Origin of the sequence: Pontibacter korlensis (assembly GCF_000973725.1) — a bacterium.
Taxonomy (GTDB): Bacteria; Bacteroidota; Bacteroidia; order Cytophagales; family Hymenobacteraceae; genus Pontibacter; species Pontibacter korlensis.
Window position 1 is genome coordinate 3,487,091 of sequence record NZ_CP009621.1, and the last position, 20,384, is coordinate 3,507,474.

The 20,384-nt window shown below is 48.1% G+C and carries 19 protein-coding genes; 5 read left to right on the top strand and 14 right to left on the bottom strand.

Going from position 1 to position 20,384, the window contains the following annotated elements; genetic code table 11:
* Position 1: 1 nt before the first annotated feature.
* The 6 genes from PKOR_RS14950 to PKOR_RS14975 form a co-directional block, all read right to left on the bottom strand.
* A complete protein-coding gene (locus PKOR_RS14950; RefSeq protein WP_046311765.1) occupies positions 2 to 385 on the bottom strand; it encodes a cytochrome c family protein in 384 nt (127 codons plus the stop codon).
* A gap of 92 nt (positions 386 to 477) precedes the next feature.
* Positions 478 to 975 (bottom strand): CHRD domain-containing protein, encoded by a 498-nt coding sequence (locus PKOR_RS14955; protein ID WP_052738882.1) that lies wholly within the window; start codon positions 973 to 975, stop codon positions 478 to 480.
* Positions 976 to 1,085: 110 nt separating this feature from the next.
* Positions 1,086 to 2,309 carry an outer membrane beta-barrel protein gene (locus tag PKOR_RS14960; protein WP_046311767.1) on the bottom strand — a complete coding sequence of 408 codons (1,224 nt, stop codon included), beginning with the start codon at positions 2,307 to 2,309 and terminating at the stop codon, positions 1,086 to 1,088.
* A complete protein-coding gene (locus PKOR_RS14965) occupies positions 2,302 to 2,868 on the bottom strand; it encodes an RNA polymerase sigma factor (protein WP_084694812.1) in 567 nt (188 codons plus the stop codon). Before PKOR_RS14965 ends, PKOR_RS14960 begins: the two co-directional genes overlap by 8 nt.
* Positions 2,869 to 3,067: 199 nt before the next feature.
* On the bottom strand, positions 3,068 to 3,535 hold the full coding sequence (locus tag PKOR_RS14970) for a type 1 glutamine amidotransferase family protein (RefSeq protein ID WP_052738883.1): 468 nt from the start codon (positions 3,533 to 3,535) through the stop codon (positions 3,068 to 3,070).
* A 6-nt stretch (positions 3,536 to 3,541) separates the two neighbouring features.
* A complete protein-coding gene (locus tag PKOR_RS14975; protein WP_046311769.1) occupies positions 3,542 to 4,222 on the bottom strand; it encodes an RNA polymerase sigma factor in 681 nt (226 codons plus the stop codon).
* A gap of 119 nt (positions 4,223 to 4,341) precedes the next feature.
* Between PKOR_RS14975 and PKOR_RS14980 the strand changes: the two genes are divergently transcribed.
* From PKOR_RS14980 to PKOR_RS15000, 4 genes are all read left to right on the top strand, one after another.
* On the top strand, positions 4,342 to 4,764 hold the full coding sequence (locus PKOR_RS14980; protein ID WP_084694813.1) for a tRNA (5-methylaminomethyl-2-thiouridylate)-methyltransferase: 423 nt from the start codon (positions 4,342 to 4,344) through the stop codon (positions 4,762 to 4,764).
* A 456-nt stretch (positions 4,765 to 5,220) separates the two neighbouring features.
* Complete coding sequence (locus PKOR_RS14985; RefSeq protein WP_046311770.1) at positions 5,221 to 5,613, top strand: hypothetical protein; 393 nt, start codon at positions 5,221 to 5,223, stop codon at positions 5,611 to 5,613.
* 971 nt (positions 5,614 to 6,584) lie between these two features.
* Positions 6,585 to 8,075, top strand: coding sequence for a histidine kinase (locus PKOR_RS14995; protein ID WP_235336514.1), 1,491 nt, complete (start codon positions 6,585 to 6,587; stop codon positions 8,073 to 8,075).
* A 42-nt stretch (positions 8,076 to 8,117) separates the two neighbouring features.
* Positions 8,118 to 8,792 carry a LytR/AlgR family response regulator transcription factor gene (locus PKOR_RS15000; RefSeq protein WP_046314542.1) on the top strand — a complete coding sequence of 225 codons (675 nt, stop codon included), beginning with the start codon at positions 8,118 to 8,120 and terminating at the stop codon, positions 8,790 to 8,792.
* A gap of 55 nt (positions 8,793 to 8,847) precedes the next feature.
* Here the strand turns inward: PKOR_RS15000 and PKOR_RS15005 are convergent, their stop codons facing one another.
* The 5 genes from PKOR_RS15005 to PKOR_RS15030 all read right to left on the bottom strand — a co-directional run bounded on the left by PKOR_RS15005 (position 8,848) and on the right by PKOR_RS15030 (position 13,829).
* Complete coding sequence (locus PKOR_RS15005; protein ID WP_046311775.1) at positions 8,848 to 9,765, bottom strand: DUF808 domain-containing protein; 918 nt, start codon at positions 9,763 to 9,765, stop codon at positions 8,848 to 8,850.
* A 135-nt stretch (positions 9,766 to 9,900) separates the two neighbouring features.
* Positions 9,901 to 10,491, bottom strand: a complete 591-nt coding sequence (locus tag PKOR_RS15010) for a DUF1989 domain-containing protein (RefSeq protein ID WP_046311776.1) — start codon at positions 10,489 to 10,491, stop codon at positions 9,901 to 9,903.
* A 24-nt stretch (positions 10,492 to 10,515) separates the two neighbouring features.
* Complete coding sequence (gntA, locus tag PKOR_RS15015; RefSeq protein ID WP_084694814.1) at positions 10,516 to 11,235, bottom strand: guanitoxin biosynthesis heme-dependent pre-guanitoxin N-hydroxylase GntA; 720 nt, start codon at positions 11,233 to 11,235, stop codon at positions 10,516 to 10,518.
* A 330-nt stretch (positions 11,236 to 11,565) separates the two neighbouring features.
* Entirely contained in the window at positions 11,566 to 11,988 is a 423-nt protein-coding gene (locus tag PKOR_RS15020) for a hypothetical protein (protein WP_046311779.1), read from the bottom strand.
* 1,388 nt (positions 11,989 to 13,376) lie between these two features.
* Positions 13,377 to 13,829 carry a hypothetical protein gene (locus PKOR_RS15030; protein WP_046311783.1) on the bottom strand — a complete coding sequence of 151 codons (453 nt, stop codon included), beginning with the start codon at positions 13,827 to 13,829 and terminating at the stop codon, positions 13,377 to 13,379.
* A 322-nt stretch (positions 13,830 to 14,151) separates the two neighbouring features.
* On the opposite strand from PKOR_RS15030, the gene PKOR_RS25075 reads away from it, so the two are divergent.
* Positions 14,152 to 14,328, top strand: a complete 177-nt coding sequence (locus PKOR_RS25075) for a hypothetical protein (RefSeq protein WP_158453782.1) — start codon at positions 14,152 to 14,154, stop codon at positions 14,326 to 14,328.
* A 123-nt stretch (positions 14,329 to 14,451) separates the two neighbouring features.
* Here the strand turns inward: PKOR_RS25075 and PKOR_RS15035 are convergent, their stop codons facing one another.
* The 3 genes from PKOR_RS15035 to PKOR_RS15045 all read right to left on the bottom strand — a co-directional run bounded on the left by PKOR_RS15035 (position 14,452) and on the right by PKOR_RS15045 (position 20,264).
* Positions 14,452 to 15,663: an IS110 family RNA-guided transposase gene (locus PKOR_RS15035; RefSeq protein WP_052738884.1), complete on the bottom strand. Its 1,212-nt coding sequence runs from the start codon at positions 15,661 to 15,663 to the stop codon at positions 14,452 to 14,454.
* Between the two features lie 367 nt (positions 15,664 to 16,030).
* Positions 16,031 to 17,164, bottom strand: a complete 1,134-nt coding sequence (locus PKOR_RS15040) for an IS110 family RNA-guided transposase (RefSeq protein WP_046311785.1) — start codon at positions 17,162 to 17,164, stop codon at positions 16,031 to 16,033.
* 337 nt (positions 17,165 to 17,501) lie between these two features.
* Positions 17,502 to 20,264 carry a T9SS type B sorting domain-containing protein gene (locus PKOR_RS15045; RefSeq protein WP_235336525.1) on the bottom strand — a complete coding sequence of 921 codons (2,763 nt, stop codon included), beginning with the start codon at positions 20,262 to 20,264 and terminating at the stop codon, positions 17,502 to 17,504.
* Positions 20,265 to 20,384: the final 120 nt, after the last annotated feature.

The window sequence follows — 20,384 nt, forward strand, 5'->3', positions numbered from 1 at the left end:
GTTAATTGTCCGGTGCACCTGCCTCCAGCCATTTCCGTATCTTTTCAATGTCGCAGTCTGTGAGTTTAGGGGCGCCCTGCGGCATAGGCGGAAATCCAGGCGTATGCGTGATCACGCCTATCAGGTGCCCATGGTCAGCCTCCTCCTTTACGCCCTCATACTCGTCCAACACAACTCCACCCTCGGCTATGCTGGCTGTGTGGCAGCCGTAGCAGTTGGTGGCAAGTATAGGCACCACAGAACCTGAAAAGGTAATAGCAGAGGTATCGCATTGCTGCCGGGCTGGCTGCGGCATCAGGTCTTCTGCGTTGTCGTCGGTACAGGCTGCAGCCACAGAAATCAGGAGGCCCAGCATTACTTTATAAACAGGTCGGATTTGTGCCATACATGTTCTGTTATTAGGTGTAGGAATCAATACAGGTAAAAGGGATGCCGCCCGGCCGCAAGTGAGCTTCACGGTCAGGCGGCAATGCTTGCCTACTGCGTGATTTGGGCCCTGATTTCTCCATCCGGAAATTCAGCGCTATGTACATTTAGAAACCAGTTGCCTGCCAGCAGGTCAGCCTCCTGTTCTGCCGTTAGTGCCGGGGTTGTTCCGGAGAGCGGACTTTCGAATGGATTTGAACTGGAGTAAGGGTTAGAGCCGGGGTTGATTGGGACCACCACAGGCCCAGCCATGCCTGCCTCTCCTTTATGGAAGTGCATGGCGGTGGGGGTAATGCCCGCAAACGTTATAGTATAGGACAGTCTTTTTGTATCCTTATTGTATTGCCCCTTAAAGGTGCCGGTTGCTGCTGAGTTGTTAGGCGGCACCTCCTGCGTGCCACTAAGGGTAGCATCCTTCAGCATAACGATCTCTTCCATTGGTGTTGGGTTTGCATCGTCGTCATCGTCATCGTTGCAGCCGCCCAGGCCAAGCATCAGGCTAAGCAATAAGGTGGTCAGTATTCCGTAAGAAATTCGGTGCGTTTTCATATCTGTAAAAATCAAGTTTAAAAGTGTAATTAAAGGTCATAGAGATTCTTCCTAACACAGGCCAGGCTGTGTTATAGTGGTAGTATGATCATGCTTCCGGAAGCGAGTTGTTATCTGTCCAGCGTATAGCCTGCCGTGAAAAATATGCCTGCGCTTGTCAGCTTCACCTGCCCTTCGCCAATGCTTGACAGTGGGATTTTTACGAAAGGCTCCGCCCCAACCACAAAAGCAGGGGAAAGTCTGCGCGTATACCCAACAGACAGGTTCTGCATGCCAAACCAATGCCTATTCCGATTCGATATCTCCCAGCTTTTGCTGTATGTATCCTGCCCCGCGTGCTCGTAGGTATAAGTATACTTCTCGTGCAACATGAGATAGCTGGAGACACCTGCCTGCACGTAAACCTTGTTTTTGCCATGTTTCCAGACAAGGTACTGCAGGTTTAGAGGAATATCGAGTACCTGGCATGTTGCCTCAATTTCATCCGGCAGTGATTTACCAGTCCAGTAGCCGGGGTAGGGCTCATATTCTTTTGCCTCTGTATAATAGACTTTGTTGGCACCAATCACGCCGGTTACCAGGCTGAAGCGGCTGCTAAGCGGCACACTTACCAGCAGGCCTGCATTCAGGCTTATCTGGTCGGGCTCCCGGAACCTGACGGTTGTAAAGTCCGGGGCCAGAACAAGGGACAGGGTGATGTTTTTCAGAAAGGCCTGTTCTTTCACTTTCGGCTTTTGGCTGCTGCTATCAGGTGCTTCAGGCTGCGCTGCCTTCTGTAGCGCCACCTGCGAGACCGAGTCTGGTAGGTGCGCCTTCAGGCGCGCACCAGCACCTGCCGTGTCTCCTACGTTTGTCGCCATACTTGGTACTCGCTGCTTCACCTCTGTCGCAACCGACACCAGTGGTTTCACCGGCACACCTCGTTTCGCTATGACTTCAGGAGTCTTGCTGCTAACAGCTTTCACAGGGGCTACATTAACAGTTCCTTTGTTCGAGCTTGGCGGCTGTACCGGCTCCGGAGAGAGCTCTGGTAATGCAGCAACCTTACTTTCGCTTTTTTGCCCCCAGGAGCGTGTATCTTGTCCAGCAGTATCTTCTTCAGCGGTCCGAATTTTTTCTGATGGGGCAGCAGGTTCGTTGGCTAGCTGCCACCATGCCCCCACGCTTACCAGCAGTGCCAGCAGTAGCAGGGGGATAAAGCGCTTCATGCGTGCCCAGATAGTCCTCCTGCTGTCCAGCCTTTGCTCCATAGCCTCCCAGGCCTCCTCGTCAAAGGGAGGTTCATACCTCTCGGCTGATTTCCGGAACAGGTCATCAAGTTCTTCGTCAGACATATTGCTTAAACTCTTCAATCCTGCTTTTTTTTAGTGCCTCCCTTAAATTGGCTCTTGCTTTGGCAAGGTTTGACTTAGATGTGCCGACGGTGGTGCCTAGCATCTGCGCAATCTCCTCGTGGTTGTATCCGTCTATCACGTAGAGGTTAAACACCGCTCGATATGCCGGCGATAGTTTTTGCACCAGCGAGATCAGGTATTCATAGTTGATCTGCTGCACTACATCGTAAGGGTCTGCCGTGGGTGCTGCTGCCTCAATGTTCCGGAGGTGGTAGTTCCTCAGGTTATGCCGGTAGTTGTCCAGCGCGGTGTTGATCATGACTCGCCGCAGCCACCATTTAAATGGCTTCTGGGTATCGTACTGCTTTAGTCGGGTAAACACCTTCATAAAACCATCGTTGAGCACTTCCTTTGCTTCTTCCTGGTCTTTTGAGTAGCGGGTACAAATACTCATGGCATAGCCGAAGAAATGCTTGTAAAGCTTTCTCTGTGCCTCACGGTCCTGTTTCAGGCACCCCTGAAGCATTGCTTCCAACTCTTTGCCTTCTGTTCCGCTCACTTTTCCAGAATTTGCGCTCCCATCACGGAGCGTTTGTTTAAATGGTTGCCTTGGGTTTGTAAAATTTTAGCATCTTTTAACTTGACCTTCATACACCTACATCCTCTTAAGCAAAGCATGTGTATGATAAGGGCAGAAGTAGGGTTCAGCTGTTATTTTTATACTTTCAGTGCAGGAGTCTTTAACCACTGCGGCTTGCTTAGCGAGGTGTAAATTCGCCGAAATTCAAGTGGTACTGCTGGCCTTTTGGTAAGACGTGCAGTATAAGATTCTCCACACACAGCGCCTCTGTACCCGATAACATCTGGGGCAGTCGCACCTGATTGCCACCGCTCAGCATGATGCAGTTTGTTTTGCAAAGGCGCTCCAAGTATTCCCGCTTCCAGGCGTCGGCAGGTTCCTGGATGGGCAGCACGCCAACATTATCACACCCAAGCTTTAGAAAGGCATCTGTGTATACTTTTCCCACTTCATCGGGAAAGCGGGTGGCCGTAGTGATAACCTCAATTCTGGTGCCGAGGCCAAATAGCTCGTCATAAATGCGCTTGAGGATTCCATGGTCAAGAAAGTTCGAGGGATGCCTCAGTTCAACAGCCTCAATGGTAGGAGCCGTACCCTTGTCTTCGTTGCCGCCAATGGCCACTGTCTTTCCTCTGGGAGCCTTCATACAACTTTATACTTCCTTATCTGGAGGCAGTGCCTTAAGTACGTGCGCCACCACCGCGTCGCATCGCTTGTTCCCAAACTCAAATACATCCCTACTAGCAGATAGCTTAAGCAAGCTCTCTTTCAGCATCAGTTTTGCCCGGTGCAACCTTACTTTTACGTTACTCTCCGACAGGTCTAGGCACTTAGCAACTTCCGTTATGGGCATGCCCTCCACTTCGTGCAGCATGTAAACGACCCTGTACTTTCCAGGAATACTGTCGATGGCTTTTTCCAGCAGCTGTTTTACTTCCTGCTTTATTGCTAATTGCTCGGGGTTCATAGAGGTAGTGATCTGGTTTAACAGGTAAGAAAAGTCCTCTGGCTGGTCTACCAGATGTGCGGCTATAAGCCGTTTCTGTTCACGCAGCCGTGCCAGCGCATTGTTGATCCCGATCCGAATGAGCCAGGTAGAGAATAGGGCGTCGCTGCGAAACTGATACAGCTTCTCATAGGCCTTCAGGTAAGTATCCTGCATCACATCCTCCACTTCCTGCTCCTGCTTAAGGTAACTTCTGATTACCCGGTATAGCTTTTGGTTGTGTCGCCGCATCAGCAGCTCATACAGCGATACCTCACCGGCAAGTACACGGCTTACCACTGCTGCATCGGTTATCGCTGCTTTTTCGGTTGCTGTTATTTGCTTCATGCTCTTTACAATTGATAGTTGTTAGATGACGTGATTCTCAGAATGTTACATTTATTTGTAACGTTTTTTTGGCGCAACCATCTAAAGGGTAGAATCAAATTAAAAAGGAGGGTAAGATCATGGAAACAATCGCATCAACCACAACCAGTTCACATAGTGCAGAGCGCCCTGCTTATGACCGCCTTGCTACTACCGCTAACCTGTTAAAGTTCACGTTTGGGCTGGTTCCAATTGTAGCGGGGATCGATAAATTCACTCACCTGCTTACCAACTGGAATAAATACTTGGCACCAGTGGTGACAGATATACTGCCTTTCAGTACAGACGCTTTTATGAAGATGGTAGGTATTATTGAGATCATAGCTGGCGTGCTGGTGTTAGTTAAACCAAAAATCGGAGCACTGGTGGTAAGCCTGTGGCTGGTAGGCATTGCTGTTAACCTGCTGCTTACCGGTGAGTACTTCGATGTTGCCGTACGCGACCTGGTAATGGCTGTCGGAGCCTTCTCGCTTTACTTATTGTTACCTGGCAGCAGCCGTTAGGCTGGAAGTGAAGGAGGGATAGTGGGGAAATAAAAAGCCGCTCCATTTAAGGTGAAGCGGCTTTTTTACTGTAGTAGACCAAAGAAGCAAAGTGTCAAGCCTTCCTCATCATCAGGTGGCTTTAGCGAGATATCTGCAAGTAGGGGAGAAGTAACCTGTTTTCGCTAGTGTACTTAAATAGACGGTTTTTTATGTTGTCAAGTTGATGGGGCGGCTCCACAAATAGACGTTTCTTATATAGACTTCAGCCACGTTAGGTAGTAAAATACATGCCAGAGCCAGGTGCAGCAGCAGAAGATTATCTCTTTTGTTCAAGGTAAATAAACAATGTGATGGGAGTGAGCCAACATAAGTATTTGTACGGGTTAAGTCAGGCAAGTACGGAATTCAATCATAAAGGTTGCCTTAAGGAATGAATTTTTTAAATTCACCGTTGCTAATAGCAAACAGGCACTAATGATCATAGAAAACCCGGTACTAAGACTTGATTATAATCCCGCAACAGATGTTCTCCATGTAGAATGGCCTGATGTGAAGGAGTATACGGTTGCAGAAGCGGAGTATGCTATCGAGTCAATTGTTAGTACTTTAAGGCTATATGACATAAAGTACCTGCTTGCTGATACAAGGAAGGGTGTTGTCGAAATACCTCAAGAGCGCTACAAAACTATCATCACAAACTTTGCCGTTTCCCTGGTAGCAACTCGTGTCAGAAAGCTTGCACGAGTAGTCCCGGACCTTTCGCTTAGAGCACAAGCCATCCAAGAAGTAAAGCAGGAGACACAGCTTAAGGTAGAAATACAGACTTTCATGAATGTTGAAGAGGCTACTCAGTGGCTTACTGCCTAATAGTTAGGTCTTAGCCTCATATGTTGTTCCCGCCTCTATCCCTCTTACTACTCCTTAATTAAAAACTGGCTTACCAGTAGCTCGACAGCTAGCAGGTGCTCTTTATTACTCTCTGGCTTAAACTGGTTCAGATGCGCATTTTTTCTGTTACTGCCTAAGCAAATCACCGCAGTTTTTATAAGCTGTTGGTCCCAAAACTTATCTTGTTCAGGTTGTCCAGCGCTTACTTTAAAAATGAAGGTTAGCATGGGTGCCTGCTAACCTTCATTGATTCCATAGTTTATCTTTTCTTGTACTAATAGCTTAGAAAGAAACTCAATTCAACCTCAACAGGAGCTTCCTTTGCAATAGTATTGTGGCTACCTAACCATCCTTTATTTATGCGTGGCAAAGCAAGAGCAGGTCATGCTAACTCTTGGTGACCTCTCTCGGTTCAGCAAGTGCTTTACTGAAAAACCTAATACTGCTACTCATCACATCTTTCCTGCCCTTCATCACTTTTGATTGATGCCCTTTTTTAGCTTATCTATTCTTGTCTTATGAAAAGCAGAAGTGGTGGGTGAGTGGGATTGAAAGGCAAAATAAACTACGAAATCATCTATTATAAACTTGGCAAAAACCTACCTCAATCGGGTACAGGCAAATCTGAACATTAGTCTAACAATATTGTCCGGCATAGACAGTCTACTGCCGCCAAACAGTGCTGGAAAATCTACACTGATGTGCATAATGTCTACTCCACAGTACTTTGACGCAGGAGAAGTCTGCTTCGGTAGCATTGAAAAAGCTGTATAGCATGGTTATGTTTCATACTTGGCATTGGCTCAATGTATAAATAGTTGCTGATATTCAGCGGCAAGTATAACAATCCTTATTCATCACAAACTTTTTGGCTTTCATCACTTTTATTAAATTTCATCAACACATTCTTTTATTATTAATCTATGAATGATGTCGCACTAAAAAATATCATGGCCGAACCTATCCAACGGAATAAGGTAGAGTTCTGGGCTGCTACCACCATCTACGTTTTTTCGCTGTTCTCGCTATCCATAGACTACAGCCCAAACGAGTTCTACTTCCAGAACACTAATTTAGTGTTTCATTATTACGAGCACTTTTTCTGGCCCCAGTTGGTGCGCTTTACCGTTGTTTACCTTGCCTTCCTGCTGCTAAATTTTAAGGTAGCCCCCAAGCTGATCCACAGGGAATCTGTATGGCTGAACGTCCTGCTTGTTCTGGCTGCGTTTGTAGCCGTTGGAGTAGTAACAGGCATAACAGACACTTACTACAAGGGTTATCTCATAACCAAGTACGATTACGTGCAGGAATTCTGGAATTATACTTTTCAAAGCAGTTTTCAGAATACCCTGCGGTTGTTGCTAGTATTCGGCTTTTACACGTTCATCAAATATTTTGGGCTTTACCTGTTATCTAACTCTGTTGCTATACAATCAAAGTATAGAATGGTGACCCAAGATTTGATCACAGCTTTTATGGTGTGGTTGGTGAGTGTGTTTATACTGGTAGTGTTTGACGTAGGGGAAGAAATAACAGCAGTCTGGACTATAGTATCTCTCTGTGCCATACTGCTATACTTCTTCTCTTTTTACTCCCTTATACCCAAATCGCTTGCAGCAAAACGTCCTTTACTGTCTTACGAGTTAAGGGTGCTGTTGGTACTTGTTCTGTCATACTTGCCTGCTGCTTTACTTTTGCTTCCAATGCTGCATGACGAGGACGCTGCTTTTGGGATTAGCTTTTTCAATGCCCTGTTTCAGCTAGTTATCACTGCGCCTGCAACCTGGATGTTATATCAGCGCCAGCAAAAAGGCAAGGAAGAAGTATACGTGCTGAAAAAGGAGCTAGGACGTTCTGCAGCCAATCTTGATTTTTTGAGATCGCAGATTAATCCGCACTTTCTGTTTAATGCCCTTAACACGCTTTACGGTACAGCGCTGCAGGAAAACAGTGAGCGCACGGCACAAGGAATACAGATGCTTGGCGACATGATGCGCTTTATGCTGCACGAAAATCATCAGCAAAAAATATTGCTGGCCCGCGAGATTGAGTACATGCGTAACTATATCGACTTGCAGCTGCTGCGCACATCTGCCTCTCCTGAAATCGTGATTGAGACGAATATAGAAGAGGTGCTGGACCAGAAATATATTGCCCCGATGCTGCTGATCCCCTTTGTGGAGAATGCCTTTAAACATGGCATTAGTCTGAAGCAGAAATCTTGGATACGGATAAGCCTGCACTGCGACCAGAACAAGCTGTATTTTGACGTATACAACAGCACGCACAAAAAGTTGGAGAACGACCCTGAGAAGGACAAGTCAGGGGTGGGGCTGAAGAATGTGAAGCAGCGCCTTGAGCTGTTGTACCCAGAGAAGTATGAGTTGATTATCCGAGAAACGCCGGAGGAGTACTTTGTGCACCTGACAATCGAACTATAAGTGGGTTTTAAGTATATTTCAGGAGAAAGTATAAATGCAGGTATGAGAGCAATAGCAATAGACGATGAGCCAATGGCGTTGGAGGTGGTGCGGTCCCATGCCGCAAAGGTGCCCTTCTTGGAACTGGTTGCCTGCTTTACCGACGCCTTTAAAGCAATGGAGTACCTGCAAAACGAACCTATAGACCTGCTGTTTCTGGATATTAAGATGCCAGACATTTCAGGGTTAGAATTCGTGACTAGTCTGCAGAAAAAGCCAATGGTGGTGTTTACCACTGCTTACTCAGAACACGCTGTTACCAGCTTTGAGCTCGATGCCATTGATTACCTGCTGAAACCTTTCTCGCTGCCGCGGTTCATAAAAGCCTGCAATAAGGCTCACGAGTTATCACAGTTACGCGGCACATCAGCACCAGCTAAAGACTATGTTTTCCTGAAGACGGGTTATGAGCAGGTGAAAGTATACTATGAAGAGATTTTATACTTAGAGGCGGCGGGTAACTATGTAACCTTTGTGCTGGAGGATAAAAAGTTGCTCACCCGCATGACAGTCAGCGAAGCTACCGATACGCTGCCTGCTGATAAATTTGTCCGTGTGCACCGTTCCTACATCGTGGCTAAAAACAGGATCGATAAAATAGAGCGGCACCAGGTAACTATCAAAGAAAACGAGGTGCCTGTCGGGGCATCTTATATGCAGCAGCTGCAGGTGGTTTAAAAGTAAAAGCCGCTCCAGTTTAACTGGAGCGGCTTTTACTTTTATGTCGGAAGTTCTAGAAAAGCCGTCGCACAATTTTTACAATCCGCTCTATCAGTGCTCCTAAAGCTAAGCCCGCCAAGGCGCTTACTACCACCGTTGCGAGCCAGGCAAGAGCAGGCACGTTTTCCAGGGCGTGCTCCAGGTCGTGCAGCGCATGGCTTGTAAATGGAATGCCGTGGGCGATGATTTCGGCTCCTACCCATAGCATGGCTGCAGTACCAACATAACTAAGAACTTTCAGGAATACCGGCATGAACTTAACGATGCCATGACCAACTTCCCTGAGCTGTGGGCTATTGTCTTCTCTGGCCATGTACATACCAATGTCATCAGCTTTTACAATCAAGCCCACAAAACCATAAACGGCAATGGTAATGAAGATGGCCACAGCCAGCATTACAGCAATTTGGTTCAACAAAGGTGTGCCAGCTACGGTTGAATAAGTGATGGCAACTATCTCAGCCGATAGGATCAGGTCGGTGCGGATAGCCCCTTTCACTCTTTCCTTCTCCAGTTCTTCCGGAGTTATTATCTGAGGTTGCTCTCCAGTGCCATGTCCTGTATCATCATGAGACTTGCTGAACATAGAGTGCACTTTCTCATAGCCCTCAAAGCACAGGAAAGCTCCGCCCAGCATCAGGATAGGGGTAATAGCCCAAGGGGCAAAGAAACCCAGGAGCAGGGCCGCGGGGCTCAGTATGAGTACCTTGTTGAGCAAGGACTTCTTAGCTATCTGGAAGATGATGGAGAGCTCGCGCGAGGAGTCTAATCCCACCACATACTTTGGTGTTACTGCAGTGTCGTCTATCACAATGCCAGACACCTTGCCTGTGGTTTTTGCCACCTGCGTGGGTACGTCATCTAAACTAGCCGCGCTTGCTTTTACAAGTGCAGATACATCATCAAGTAGAGCTAAAAGTCCTGTGGCCATTCTTTATTGTCTAAGGAGGTTATCACACAATGCTGCTGTAAAACTGTCGCCCGAGATAGGGCTAAGCATTTACCCAGTAAATTACGTTAATCTAGCGGCACCTGTGCAAGTAGTTGTTATATTTTCGAACCTATATTAATCCTGGGCCGGAATTATCTCATACTGTATCGGCTTAAAACTGTAGTTGTTTGACTGTTCTGCAGAGCAAGCTGTAAGCCCTACAATCAAGTCCATCTTGGCCTCCAGCAGCACATAATCACCGGCTTGGCTAGTAGGTGGGTCTACAGATAGTTTACCATCCGGTGCAAACTGTACATTCATGAAGATGTTAAAAGCCGTGGGAATGTCATCAGGCTCTATGCCATACTTTGCCAGGTTTGTATGGAGGTTCTCAAAGCAGCTGGGGTGGTAGTCTGGGTTCTGGTACATGATCTGAAAAGTCTCGGGACTGCAAGGAGCCAGTAAGAAGTCGTTTCGGCCGTTGGTATCTTCGAGTATCTCCATCATTTTGTTGCTGCGGTTACTCCAAAGATGATGCCCCTTGGTGATGAGGATAGTCTCTTCGAAGTCAAGCGTTTTACCGGAAGAAAGTTTCTCGCGCTTGTCCTCAGCGTTAAAAAGAACCATATCGCTTACCTGTTCGCCCTCAGGATCAATTACTTTTAATTTATCTCCTTTTTTTAGCCTGAGAGCGGCGCCAGTTTGTTTGGCTATAGTTTCTGTCATCTCTATTTTTATACTTACTACTACTTAAAGTTTACCTGCCAGGAATGGACATTTCCAGCTGCTGTCTACATGGCGCCCGCTGTACTGCGGCGCCTCCAAACCTTCACCAAAATCATTTAGCATAGGGTTTATACTGCCATCGTAGGCTACGTCCCGCTCACGAATTACTTTTTTCATGTTCCCGTAAACGCCTTTCTCGCGCAGCTGTTCGAACTGACGGTGCAGGTTAAATGCCATTGCAGTGTAGCCTAATCTCCTGGCTTTTCTACTGGCGTTGGGGTGAAGACCAACCACAAAGAAGGCGGTTTTATTATAGCTGAAGCTGAAGTTTGAGTCTTGTGGATTGCTGCTTACATCCGGGTCCCAAGGGTGAGGGTTGTCGTCGCTGTTGTGGAGAAGCTGCAGCTGTGCCCACAGTTTCTCCTCAAATTCAAGTTCAGTAGCAGGTCCCTCTTCAGTAAATACAGCAATCATGGTCATATATTCGCTATTGGCTGCCAAGGTCTCTTTTATGTAGTGCTTCAGGTCACTTCCGAGCTGTTCGGTACTTGCCGCTGTGGCCATTTTGCCGTATATGCCGATCCGGAGCTGTGAAGAGTTTAAGGCAGCCTTTGCGCCAACGCACGGGTATTCCGTGTCACTCACTTTGTTTGCTATACTTTGGTAGATATCTGTGAAAGGACCCATGTCCATGGGATCCAGTTGTGCAGGGGTAAAATAGGTTTGTGTTAAGGGGGTGCTCATAGTCTTATCTTAAATTTGCCAGGAAGGCTTCAAGCACAATAGTACAATGCTGGTGATCGTGCCTCGAGATTTACAGTCAATTCAGCGGGTTCCTTTTAACTCCGCTAGAAGGGGACTAGTGGCATAAGCAAAGGTCTTTGCCAGCTTTCGGGCACTGACATTATTGCTTGTTACCTTCTCCGGTGATACCTACTTATACTTTGTGCAGCTAAAAAGGGTGCAATTTTGTTTGGCTGTAACTTTCAGTGACGAGCACGAAATGTGGACTGTTAGGGGAGTGGCATCCCTAGAGACACAGCTTATAAATTGATAACCAACACCGAAGTGTAACTAGCCTAACGTTTTCTCCGGTTCGGACATAAGCCATTTTACGGCGTCCTGTTCGTTCCTGAAATACATAATCTGTAGGTTTGGCACCTGTAGTCCTTCCTCTACGCTTTCTACAAAGAGTGCATGAAAAATGTCATCTGAGAGCAAACGAGCCAAGCGGTTAACTGTCAGGTTTTGTAGTGAATTTATGTAGTTGCTGGTCCAGTGCATGTCGGCTACCACTGGAACATTTGTTCTGACAGAGTCGATCAGGAGCCGGCTCACATGGTGTGCCATTGCCTGCTGATAGAAAACCTGTGTACCCTCCCGGTACTCTTCACTGCTGACCGGGCGAAGCCAGGATGCCTTCATGTAATCTATGGAGGTAGGGCTAATGCCTACAAAAACAATTTGATAAGCTGGTCTAAAAGATGTTTCGGGCATGTAGCAAGATTAAGTGGTGTTACCCAGTATTTTGAAGAAAGGCTGTATACAACCTTAAAGCACGGGTAATACGCATAAGGCAGAGGCTAAGGTTGCTCCTGCTGAAGCAATACTGTTGAACTGCCTTTCTGCTATATCATCTTTGGATGCTGAGGGTTGAAGCAAGATGTGTTACACACAGATTTGGATCTGTAGTATGCAATTGGTTGAGGAGTTATCACATATAAACTGATGTGATAGCACATAAATAATTCGGTCTTGTAAAGTAAATAGTATCTGGTGTTGTTTTTTCCCTACAGTTGCTGATATAAAAGCAAGATGCTTCTATGATTATAGGAAACTCAGTTATCAGACTTGGCTATGACCCTGTTACGGATATTCTGAGGGCTGAATAACCTGATGTAAGGGAGTAGGCAGTTGGGAAGGCAGTTTGTGCAATGGATGCTATAGTAAGTGCTATGTGGCCTAACGGCACCAAATACTTGCTGGCTGATACAAGAAGTGTTGTTATAGATATTCCCGAGCTTCACTACAAGGATATTCTTCTAAACTTTGCTAAATCACTTGCAGGTACACGAGCCCAAAAACTAGCATGCATAGTATCGGACATTTTTTACGGGAGGGAATTGTAATCGAGGTAAAGCAGGAAGCTCAATTCTGGGGCGAGGTCAGAAGTTGCACGGACAAGCACGATACTGTCAATTGGCTTTCTCAAAAGTAAAACTTTCTTATAAAAGGTTTTTTGTGTCCGTTCATCTGGTATATTTTCCTTCTGTGATGACTACCGCTGGTGCAGTTACTAGCAATAGCCCATTTGATGCATCATTACTTCAAGTATGATAAGTAAAGAGCAAGCAGCGTGCGCTTGGGGGGGCGGGCTGCTTGCTCTCCAGGAATACAGCAAATGCAAGCAAACCTTTTTAAGGGGAAGGTATAGCCTGGCTTTGCATTAAAGGGCATAGTAGTTTAAGCGTTTTCGTAGCTTAGGAAAGGGCTAGACGCAAATTCCAAAATTCCGCATTTGCTTTGTGTAACACAAGGTATTTTCTGGCTGCTTTGTAACATGATAGCTGGGGTGTATTCTTGCTATGGTACAAGCACAGATGCTGTTAAATGCATGTAAAGCTAGATTAGTAGTGATGCAACACTAACAATTTGTAACATAGCTTCAGAAAAAAATATTCTGCACAGCTTCCACCTATAACTTGACTCATACAGGATTGGTGGATCCATACAATGAAGGTATGCTATGTTAAAGCAGACAAATATTGAAATAAAGGCTCCGAATAAATGCTGACTAAGGGGAGAATTTAGACTTGTTAAGCACCAGATAGATTAGTCTTAGAAATTAGCAAAGCTGTTGAACTAGCGATTGCCTTATCAGCTATTTACTTCTTGCCCTTCAGCATCTCAATTATTTTGTCCAGTAGTGTTTCTAAGAAATTGCCGGTTTTCTCATCTTCAGAGTCGGCATCCCAACTAACATGAAAATCGAAGCCTAGTTTTGAAAGCTCTTCCCGTTGCTCTGCTGTACACCTGATCATCGCCTGATTATCGGGCGAGATGATAGCCAGGAGCTCTATACCATTCCTGTAAAACGCAATATCGCGCAGTCCATAGTATCTCCAGCCAAGGTAGTTTACAGAGAGGATAAAGGTCTTTACCTTATCCGTTAGCTTTAATCTTAAGTTATACCCGGCGGTATGCCTCTTGGTACGTCTGTTAACGATAGCAGCATCCTTTGTCAAGGCTTCAATTTCTGAAGGTAACTTTGACCCAATAAGCAACAGCACTAATCCCACCTCATCTGCAGTTTGAAAAGCATATTTTAGCAGTTGCATCCACTTAGTATCATCTAAAGTGACATCGCAATAATATTTTAAACGATGGGGTTCCATATTATGTACCTGTCACTGCTCCTGAATATTACAAGTCTCTGCTGCTGCTTAAGAGTCTTATACGTGTTTCCTATTTCAGATAATGTACTTAATCTTTGTCTTTTATGTAATGGTAGTCTGCATTAAGGTTTTCCAGCAAGAAAGGAGCATCGGCAACAGTAGCTTTAGGGTGTTTAAGGCGCTCCTCTAATAAAATAGGTTAAGCGAAGGGTGAAAAAATGCTAATATTGTTAGCTGTTTTCTAATAAAATTAGTATATTGTAGTATGAGAACAGCATCTGACAAGGAGCAATTTGAGCGGCTCCTGGCTAGTGCCAGAGAGAAAACTGCTAAAGATAGGGAGAGCGAGAGCAAGCAGATAAACAGCAAGGCTTCTGTGCAGCCTAAACGCCTGCTTCACAATATCGGTCATCCTTGGGACCACATCACCGGAGACTATTGACACTCCCACGCCTAAAGGCAGTAGGATTCTTGGGCTACCGAACCATTGTCCTTGTATATCTCCCAAGGTACTGTCTTCAAAGTCAAGGATTTTGGTTGCATTTTTCTTATTTGTTTCTTATCTTCACTCTACCTGAAAGAGAGCTCCCGGGCCGACTGGTACTGGAAGTTCATCTTGCGTAGCCCTGGCCTGAGCTGGGGCTATTTCTTTTTCTGCTGTTTCTGGCTGCGTTTCCTGCGTTATTGCGTCTTTGTCAGCTGCGCTGACACCTGAAAGAGAGGCTCCGGCCTCCTGGATTTGGATGTTATTTTTGGGTTCCGCTGGCTGCTGCCCATAACGTGGATCATAGGCTTCATTCTTGCGCCACAGCGTCCAGAGCAGCACCAGCAGCTTGCGCTGTACGGCCACATAGGCCTGCATCTTGGTCTTGCCCCTTTTCACGAGCCGTTCGTAGAGAGCCACAAACCGGGGCTCCTGGAAGCGCACCGCGCTCAGGGCCGGCATGTGCATGGCCCGCCGGATGTGGGCATTGCCCTTCTTAGAGATACGGGTTCTGCCCGCGCGCAGGCCCGACTGGTGCTCCACCACGTCATAGCCGGCGTAGCTGACCAGCTGCCCCTGCCGCTCGAAGGTGGCAAAGCCGTTGGTCTCAGCCAGCAGCACGGCCACCGTCTTGAGGCCCACGCCTTTGATGGAGAGCATCTTGTCTACCCGCTCGGCCAGCAGCGGGTCCTGGTAGAGCAGCTCCCCAATAGCCTCTTCCAGCTCCTGGAGGCTGTTTTCGAGCACTCGGACCATCTTTTGAAGGTTTCGCTCCACCTGTTTGACCACCAGCGCACCATGGTGCAGGGCATGGAGCTGGTTAAGGCACACGGTGCGCTGATTGGTAAACTCCTCCAGCTGGCGGGTAAGCAGCCGCAGCTGGTAGATGTTGGGCGAGAGGGGCTGCCAGAGCTCCAGGAGCTGTTCCAGGCCCATTTGGGCCAGGCCTCTGGCGTCGATCTTGTCGTTCTTGCTCCTGTGGCCCAGGGCCTGCAGGTAGCGCTTGGCCTTGGTGGGCAATACGACCGAGACCTGGTAGCCCTGCTGGAAGAGAAACCAGGCCAGCTGCTCGTAGTACACGCCGGTGGCTTCCATCAGCAGGCGCAGCTCTACTTGTGCTGCGCGCTTGCTCTCCAGCCAGCGCTGCAGCTGTTTAAACCCAGCTGGGGTGTTGGCAAACTTGCGGGTGGCTTTTACCTTCACCCGCCGGTCCATCTCCAGGGTGGAGAAGGTCACCTCCAGGGAGTCTTTGCTCACATCAACTCCCACATTCTGGCAGAGTAAATTTTTCATAGCGGAAAGGGACTAAAATGGACAAAAGGTTCATCTTCCGGGCCTACGCTCACATCTGATACGAGGTCGTGCCTGCGGATGGGGCAGCCTCTAGGTACTGTGCTGGCTTTCAAGATGAAGAGAAAGGGAAGGGGTTCCTTGGGAGCGACATCTTAAAAGTGTCTAGCTGTCACACTTGTTCCTTCCCTTTCTCTTAGCTTACGGATAAGAGCCTGGTGAAATTGCACTTATCGGTATACTGCCAAAGATATGAGCTGAAACGGTCTGCCCGACCGCCTTGTTTCTTATCTTCACTCTACCTGAAAGAGAGCTCCCGGGCCGACTGGTACTGGAAGTTCATCTTGTGTAGCCCTGGCCTGAGCCGGGGCTATTTCTTTTCTGCTGTTTCTGGCTGCGTTTCCTGCGTTATTGCGTCTTCGTCAGCTGCGCTGACACCTGAAAGAGAGGCTCCGGCCTCCTGGATTTGGATGTTGTTTTTGGGTTCGGCCGGCTGCTGCCCATACTGCGGGTCGTAGGCTTCATTCTTGCGCCACAGCGTCCAGAGCAGCACCAGCAGCTTGCGCTGCACGGCCACATACGCCTGCATCTTGGTCTTGCCCCTTTTCACGAGCCGTTCGTAGAGGGCAGTAAAGACAGGCTCTTTATAACGTACTACTGTAAAGGCCGGCAGGTGCATGGCCCGCCGGATGTGGGCGTTGCCTTTCTTTGATATTCTGCTTCTGCCCGAGCGCTGGCCCGACTGGTGCTCCACCACGTCATAGCCGGCGTAGCTGACCAGCTGGCCCTGCCGCTCGAAGGTGGCAAAGCCGTTGGTCTCGGCCAGGAGCACGGCCACCGTCTTGAGCCCCACCCCCTTGACCGAGCGCATCTTCTCCACCCGCTCAGCCAGCAGCGGATCCTGGTAGAGCAGCTCCCCAATAGCCTCCTCCAGCTCCTGGAGGCTCTTGTCCAGGGTGCCGACCAGCTTCTGGAGGTTTCGCTCTACCTGCTTGACCACCAGCGCACCGTGATGCAGGGCATGGAGCTGGTTCAGGCACACGGTGCGCTGGTTGGAGAAGTCCTCCAGCTGGCGGGTCAGCAGGCGCAGCCGGTAGATGTTTTTCGACAAGGGCTGCCAGAGCTCCAGGAGCTGCTCCAGGCCCATCTGCGCCAGGCCCCTGGCATCGATCCTGTCGTTCTTGCTCTTGTTTCCCAGGGCCTGCAGGTAGCGCTTGGCCTTGGTGGGCAGCACCACCGAGACCTGGTAGCCCTCGTGGTAGAGGAACCAGGCCAGCTGCTCGTAGTACACGCCCGTGGCCTCCATGAGCAGGCGCAGCTCCACGTCCGCTGCGCGCTTGCCCTCCAGCCAGCGCTGCAGCTGCTTGAAGCCTGTGGGGGTGTTGGTGAATTTTCGGGAGGCTTTCACCTTCACCCGCCGCTCCATGTCCAGGGTGGAGAGGACCACCTCCAGGGCGTCTTTGCTCACATCGACGCCCAGGTTCTGACAGAGTAAATTCTTCATAGCTGAAAGGGACTAAAGTGGACAAAAAACATTCATCTTCCGGGCCTACACTCACTCATGCCTGCGGATGGGGCAGCCTCTAGGTACTGTCCAGGCTTTTAAGAAGAAGAGAAAGGGAAGGGCTTGCTTGGGGGCGACATCATCAAAGTGTCTAGTGCAAGGGCTTTCTCCTTCCCTTTCTGTTAGCTTACGTTTAAGAGCCTGATAAAATTGAACATACGCTTATACTGCCAAAGATATGAGTGCCAGGGCTTTCTTTGGCATTTTCTCGTAAAACTAAGTTAATATAAGAAAAGAGCCGCCCCTAAAAGGGCGGCTCTTTTGACTTTTGTTTCTCTTAGCGAAGTATCTCAACCCAGCCTTTATATGTTCGGTTCTCTTTGGCCGGGTCTAAAGTATAAAAGCCGACTTCTACTTCATAGTAGTAAATGCCGTCAGGCAGTCGGTTGCCTTTGCTATCTACTCCTTCCCAATTAATATACAGCTCATCACTGTTGCTTCCGTTGAGCTCATACACTTTAACGCCCCACCTGTTAAACACCTTGAACTTCATAGACCGGATGAAGCGGGTCTTTTTATCTGGTTTGAACTCATCGTTAAGTCCGTCACTGTTAGGGGTGATGATGTTGGGCAGCATGAAGAAGATACAGTTGTCCTGGCATACTTCGTTGCTATAACTACTTTCTCGCCCCTGTGTGTCGGTGGCCGTTACTACATAGCAGCCTGCATAGGAGTTAAGGCCTACATGCGTAAAAGTGGTTTCTGTAGTTGTGCCAAGTGGAACAAAAGCTCCATCTATAGTGGCTTTGTAGTATACAGTGTAGTATGCAATATCTTCTGTGCAGTCTGGGCTGAGATTAGGTGACCAGTGGAGTACATGTTGGTAAGGCGGCCCCGTGGCAGTTTGCAGGAAAGCTTCGCAGTCTATATTCTCCAGGCGAAGCTCAGGTGCACATAGTAGTTTGGGTAGTACTGCACACGCCTCCTGGCTATTGTTGAGCAGCGGGCTAGGAGTGGCAGAAAGTTGGTAGGTACCAACGGTTTGTACATAATAGCAGTAATTCTGTCCTCTGTTCAGCCCAAGTCCTGCAAAGGTGCCCTTATCTGTGTAAGTGCCTTGGTTTGCTGTAGCCATCACACTGTCAATAAGGGTAAATGTGCCGTCAATTTTGCGATAGATGTAATGGCGGAGTACTTCGTTTTTCCAAGGTACATCATAATGCCAGTTCAGCTCTAGAGCTTTTTCATCTCCGCTAGCAGGATTCACCTCCAGCCAAACGCTAGAAGCCTCAGTGCTGCTGTGCAGTTTAGTAGGCTGTGCCTCAGCTGGAGAAGATTGGTAGAGCTCTAATCGATAGCGGTAACTTTGATCATTAGTATTCTGATCACTGTCCACCCAGGTAGTGTCGGCCATGTTGCGGGTGCGCTTAACCTCCACAAAAGTACTACCTTCTTCACGGGCTAGTCTACGTAGCAGCCGGTACTCCAAGGGCAGGCTTAGCTGCTCCACCTGACGTGGCTGGGTCCAACGAACAGTTATCTGGCCATTGGCAGCATCTGTTTGGTCTACAGTAACGTGTGTCAGGTAAGGGATATCCTGATCTGTTACGACACATACTTCCTCAGAGGCAAGACTAGCTCCACGCCCTGGTGTAGGAAATTCTGCATAGATAATGTAACAGTAATCGGCTCCTGCAGGTAAACCAGCTCCTCCGTTGTTGTCTGTGAAGGAGGTTTTGTCTTTGCTAACTTCTCCAATTAGCACATAGCCCGTGCTGGCAGGTACACCTGTCTGGCACTCGTCGGGCACAAAGCCGGAAGCCCCTTCACGGCGGTAAATCCTGATCACGGAGGCATTCTGGCACGTATATTTATCCCAGCTAAGCGTAACGTTGCCGCTAGAGGAAGTTGCTGTAAGATTTTGAGGAGGTGGCCCTACTACCCGGATATTCCATGGCTGCAGATCAGCTAAGCGCGTGTCAGTCTCAGGGCGCACATCCTCTGCCCGGAATACAACCTGGTAAGGCGCCTCACGCACATCCTCGCAAGTCGTGTTCCACACTAAGCTACCCGTTGATGCTCCTGGAGTACTGCTGGTTACCGTAAATATGGCAGGTGGGATAATGCCACTTCCAGCTGCCGTAAGTGTAATCAGGTCGCCATCCGGGTCGGTAGCCCTAACTGTTCCTGTAAGGGTAGTTCCGGCTACTATGCAGGTATCTTTGGGCTGAAGCACAGGAGGTCTGTTTTGAGTCTCTTTCACAATTATCTGCATGTCGCGCACTACTTCACCCAGCTTCACGGCGCCTCCGTTGGGTGCTACACGCCACTCTTCTACTACAAAAGCAAGATTATACTCCCCTTTTAAACAGGGAGCATTCCACTCTAGCTGTCCCGTGTTCTGGTCAAGGCGCAGGTAAGAAGTGCCAGAGGCATCGGAGTTTTGGCAGGATGTAACTAGGTGGGGTAGCTTATAACCTGGAACGTTGTCTACTCGACCTGCAGCATTCACCTGCTGAGGCACACGCATCTTGAACACCAAACTGTCTCCGTCGGGGTCGTAGGCACCTGGGTTGTGCACGTAAGGGCGACCGACAGCAGCCAGATCGATTGGTGCTACAGTAAAAACTGGTGTACTGTTAAACCCGTGGAAGACATTGATATTAATGGTAGTAGAGATAAAGAAACTAACCTGATCTGTAGGTGGGGCGATGTTCAATATGCCTGCATTGCGCTCCTCTATGTTACAGGAAATAACATATGAACCTTCGGCAGGGTATGTGTGCTCCCAGTAAAATACCTCCCTTTCAGTCTCATTGCCAATAGACCTAATGCTGAAGCGCTTCACAAGTTGTGTAGAACCATCTCCGTTAGAGATGATTACCTCTGGGTCCTCTTGTATAGATCCCATATCCTTGTAAATAACCATCTTAAAGAAGAAGCGGCGCGGATTTGGATTGGCTGTTGTATCGCGCTTGGCAATAATATCGCCTGCCCTTAAGTGAGTTGCTTCTGCTTTCATCAGCAGACCTGCCAACAAAATAAGACACCAGCTAAGGCAGAAAAGCAGCAGATATTTTCTAAGTAGGTAGTTTGCCATAAGAGTTGCGCTAGTAGTGGGCGTCTATGAAGCCTGTAGAGAGAGCCTGTTCAGGCTGCCCAATTTAGAAGAGGTTCAGGGTTGATTCGGAATACGAAAGCTTTACCTATTGATATCTAA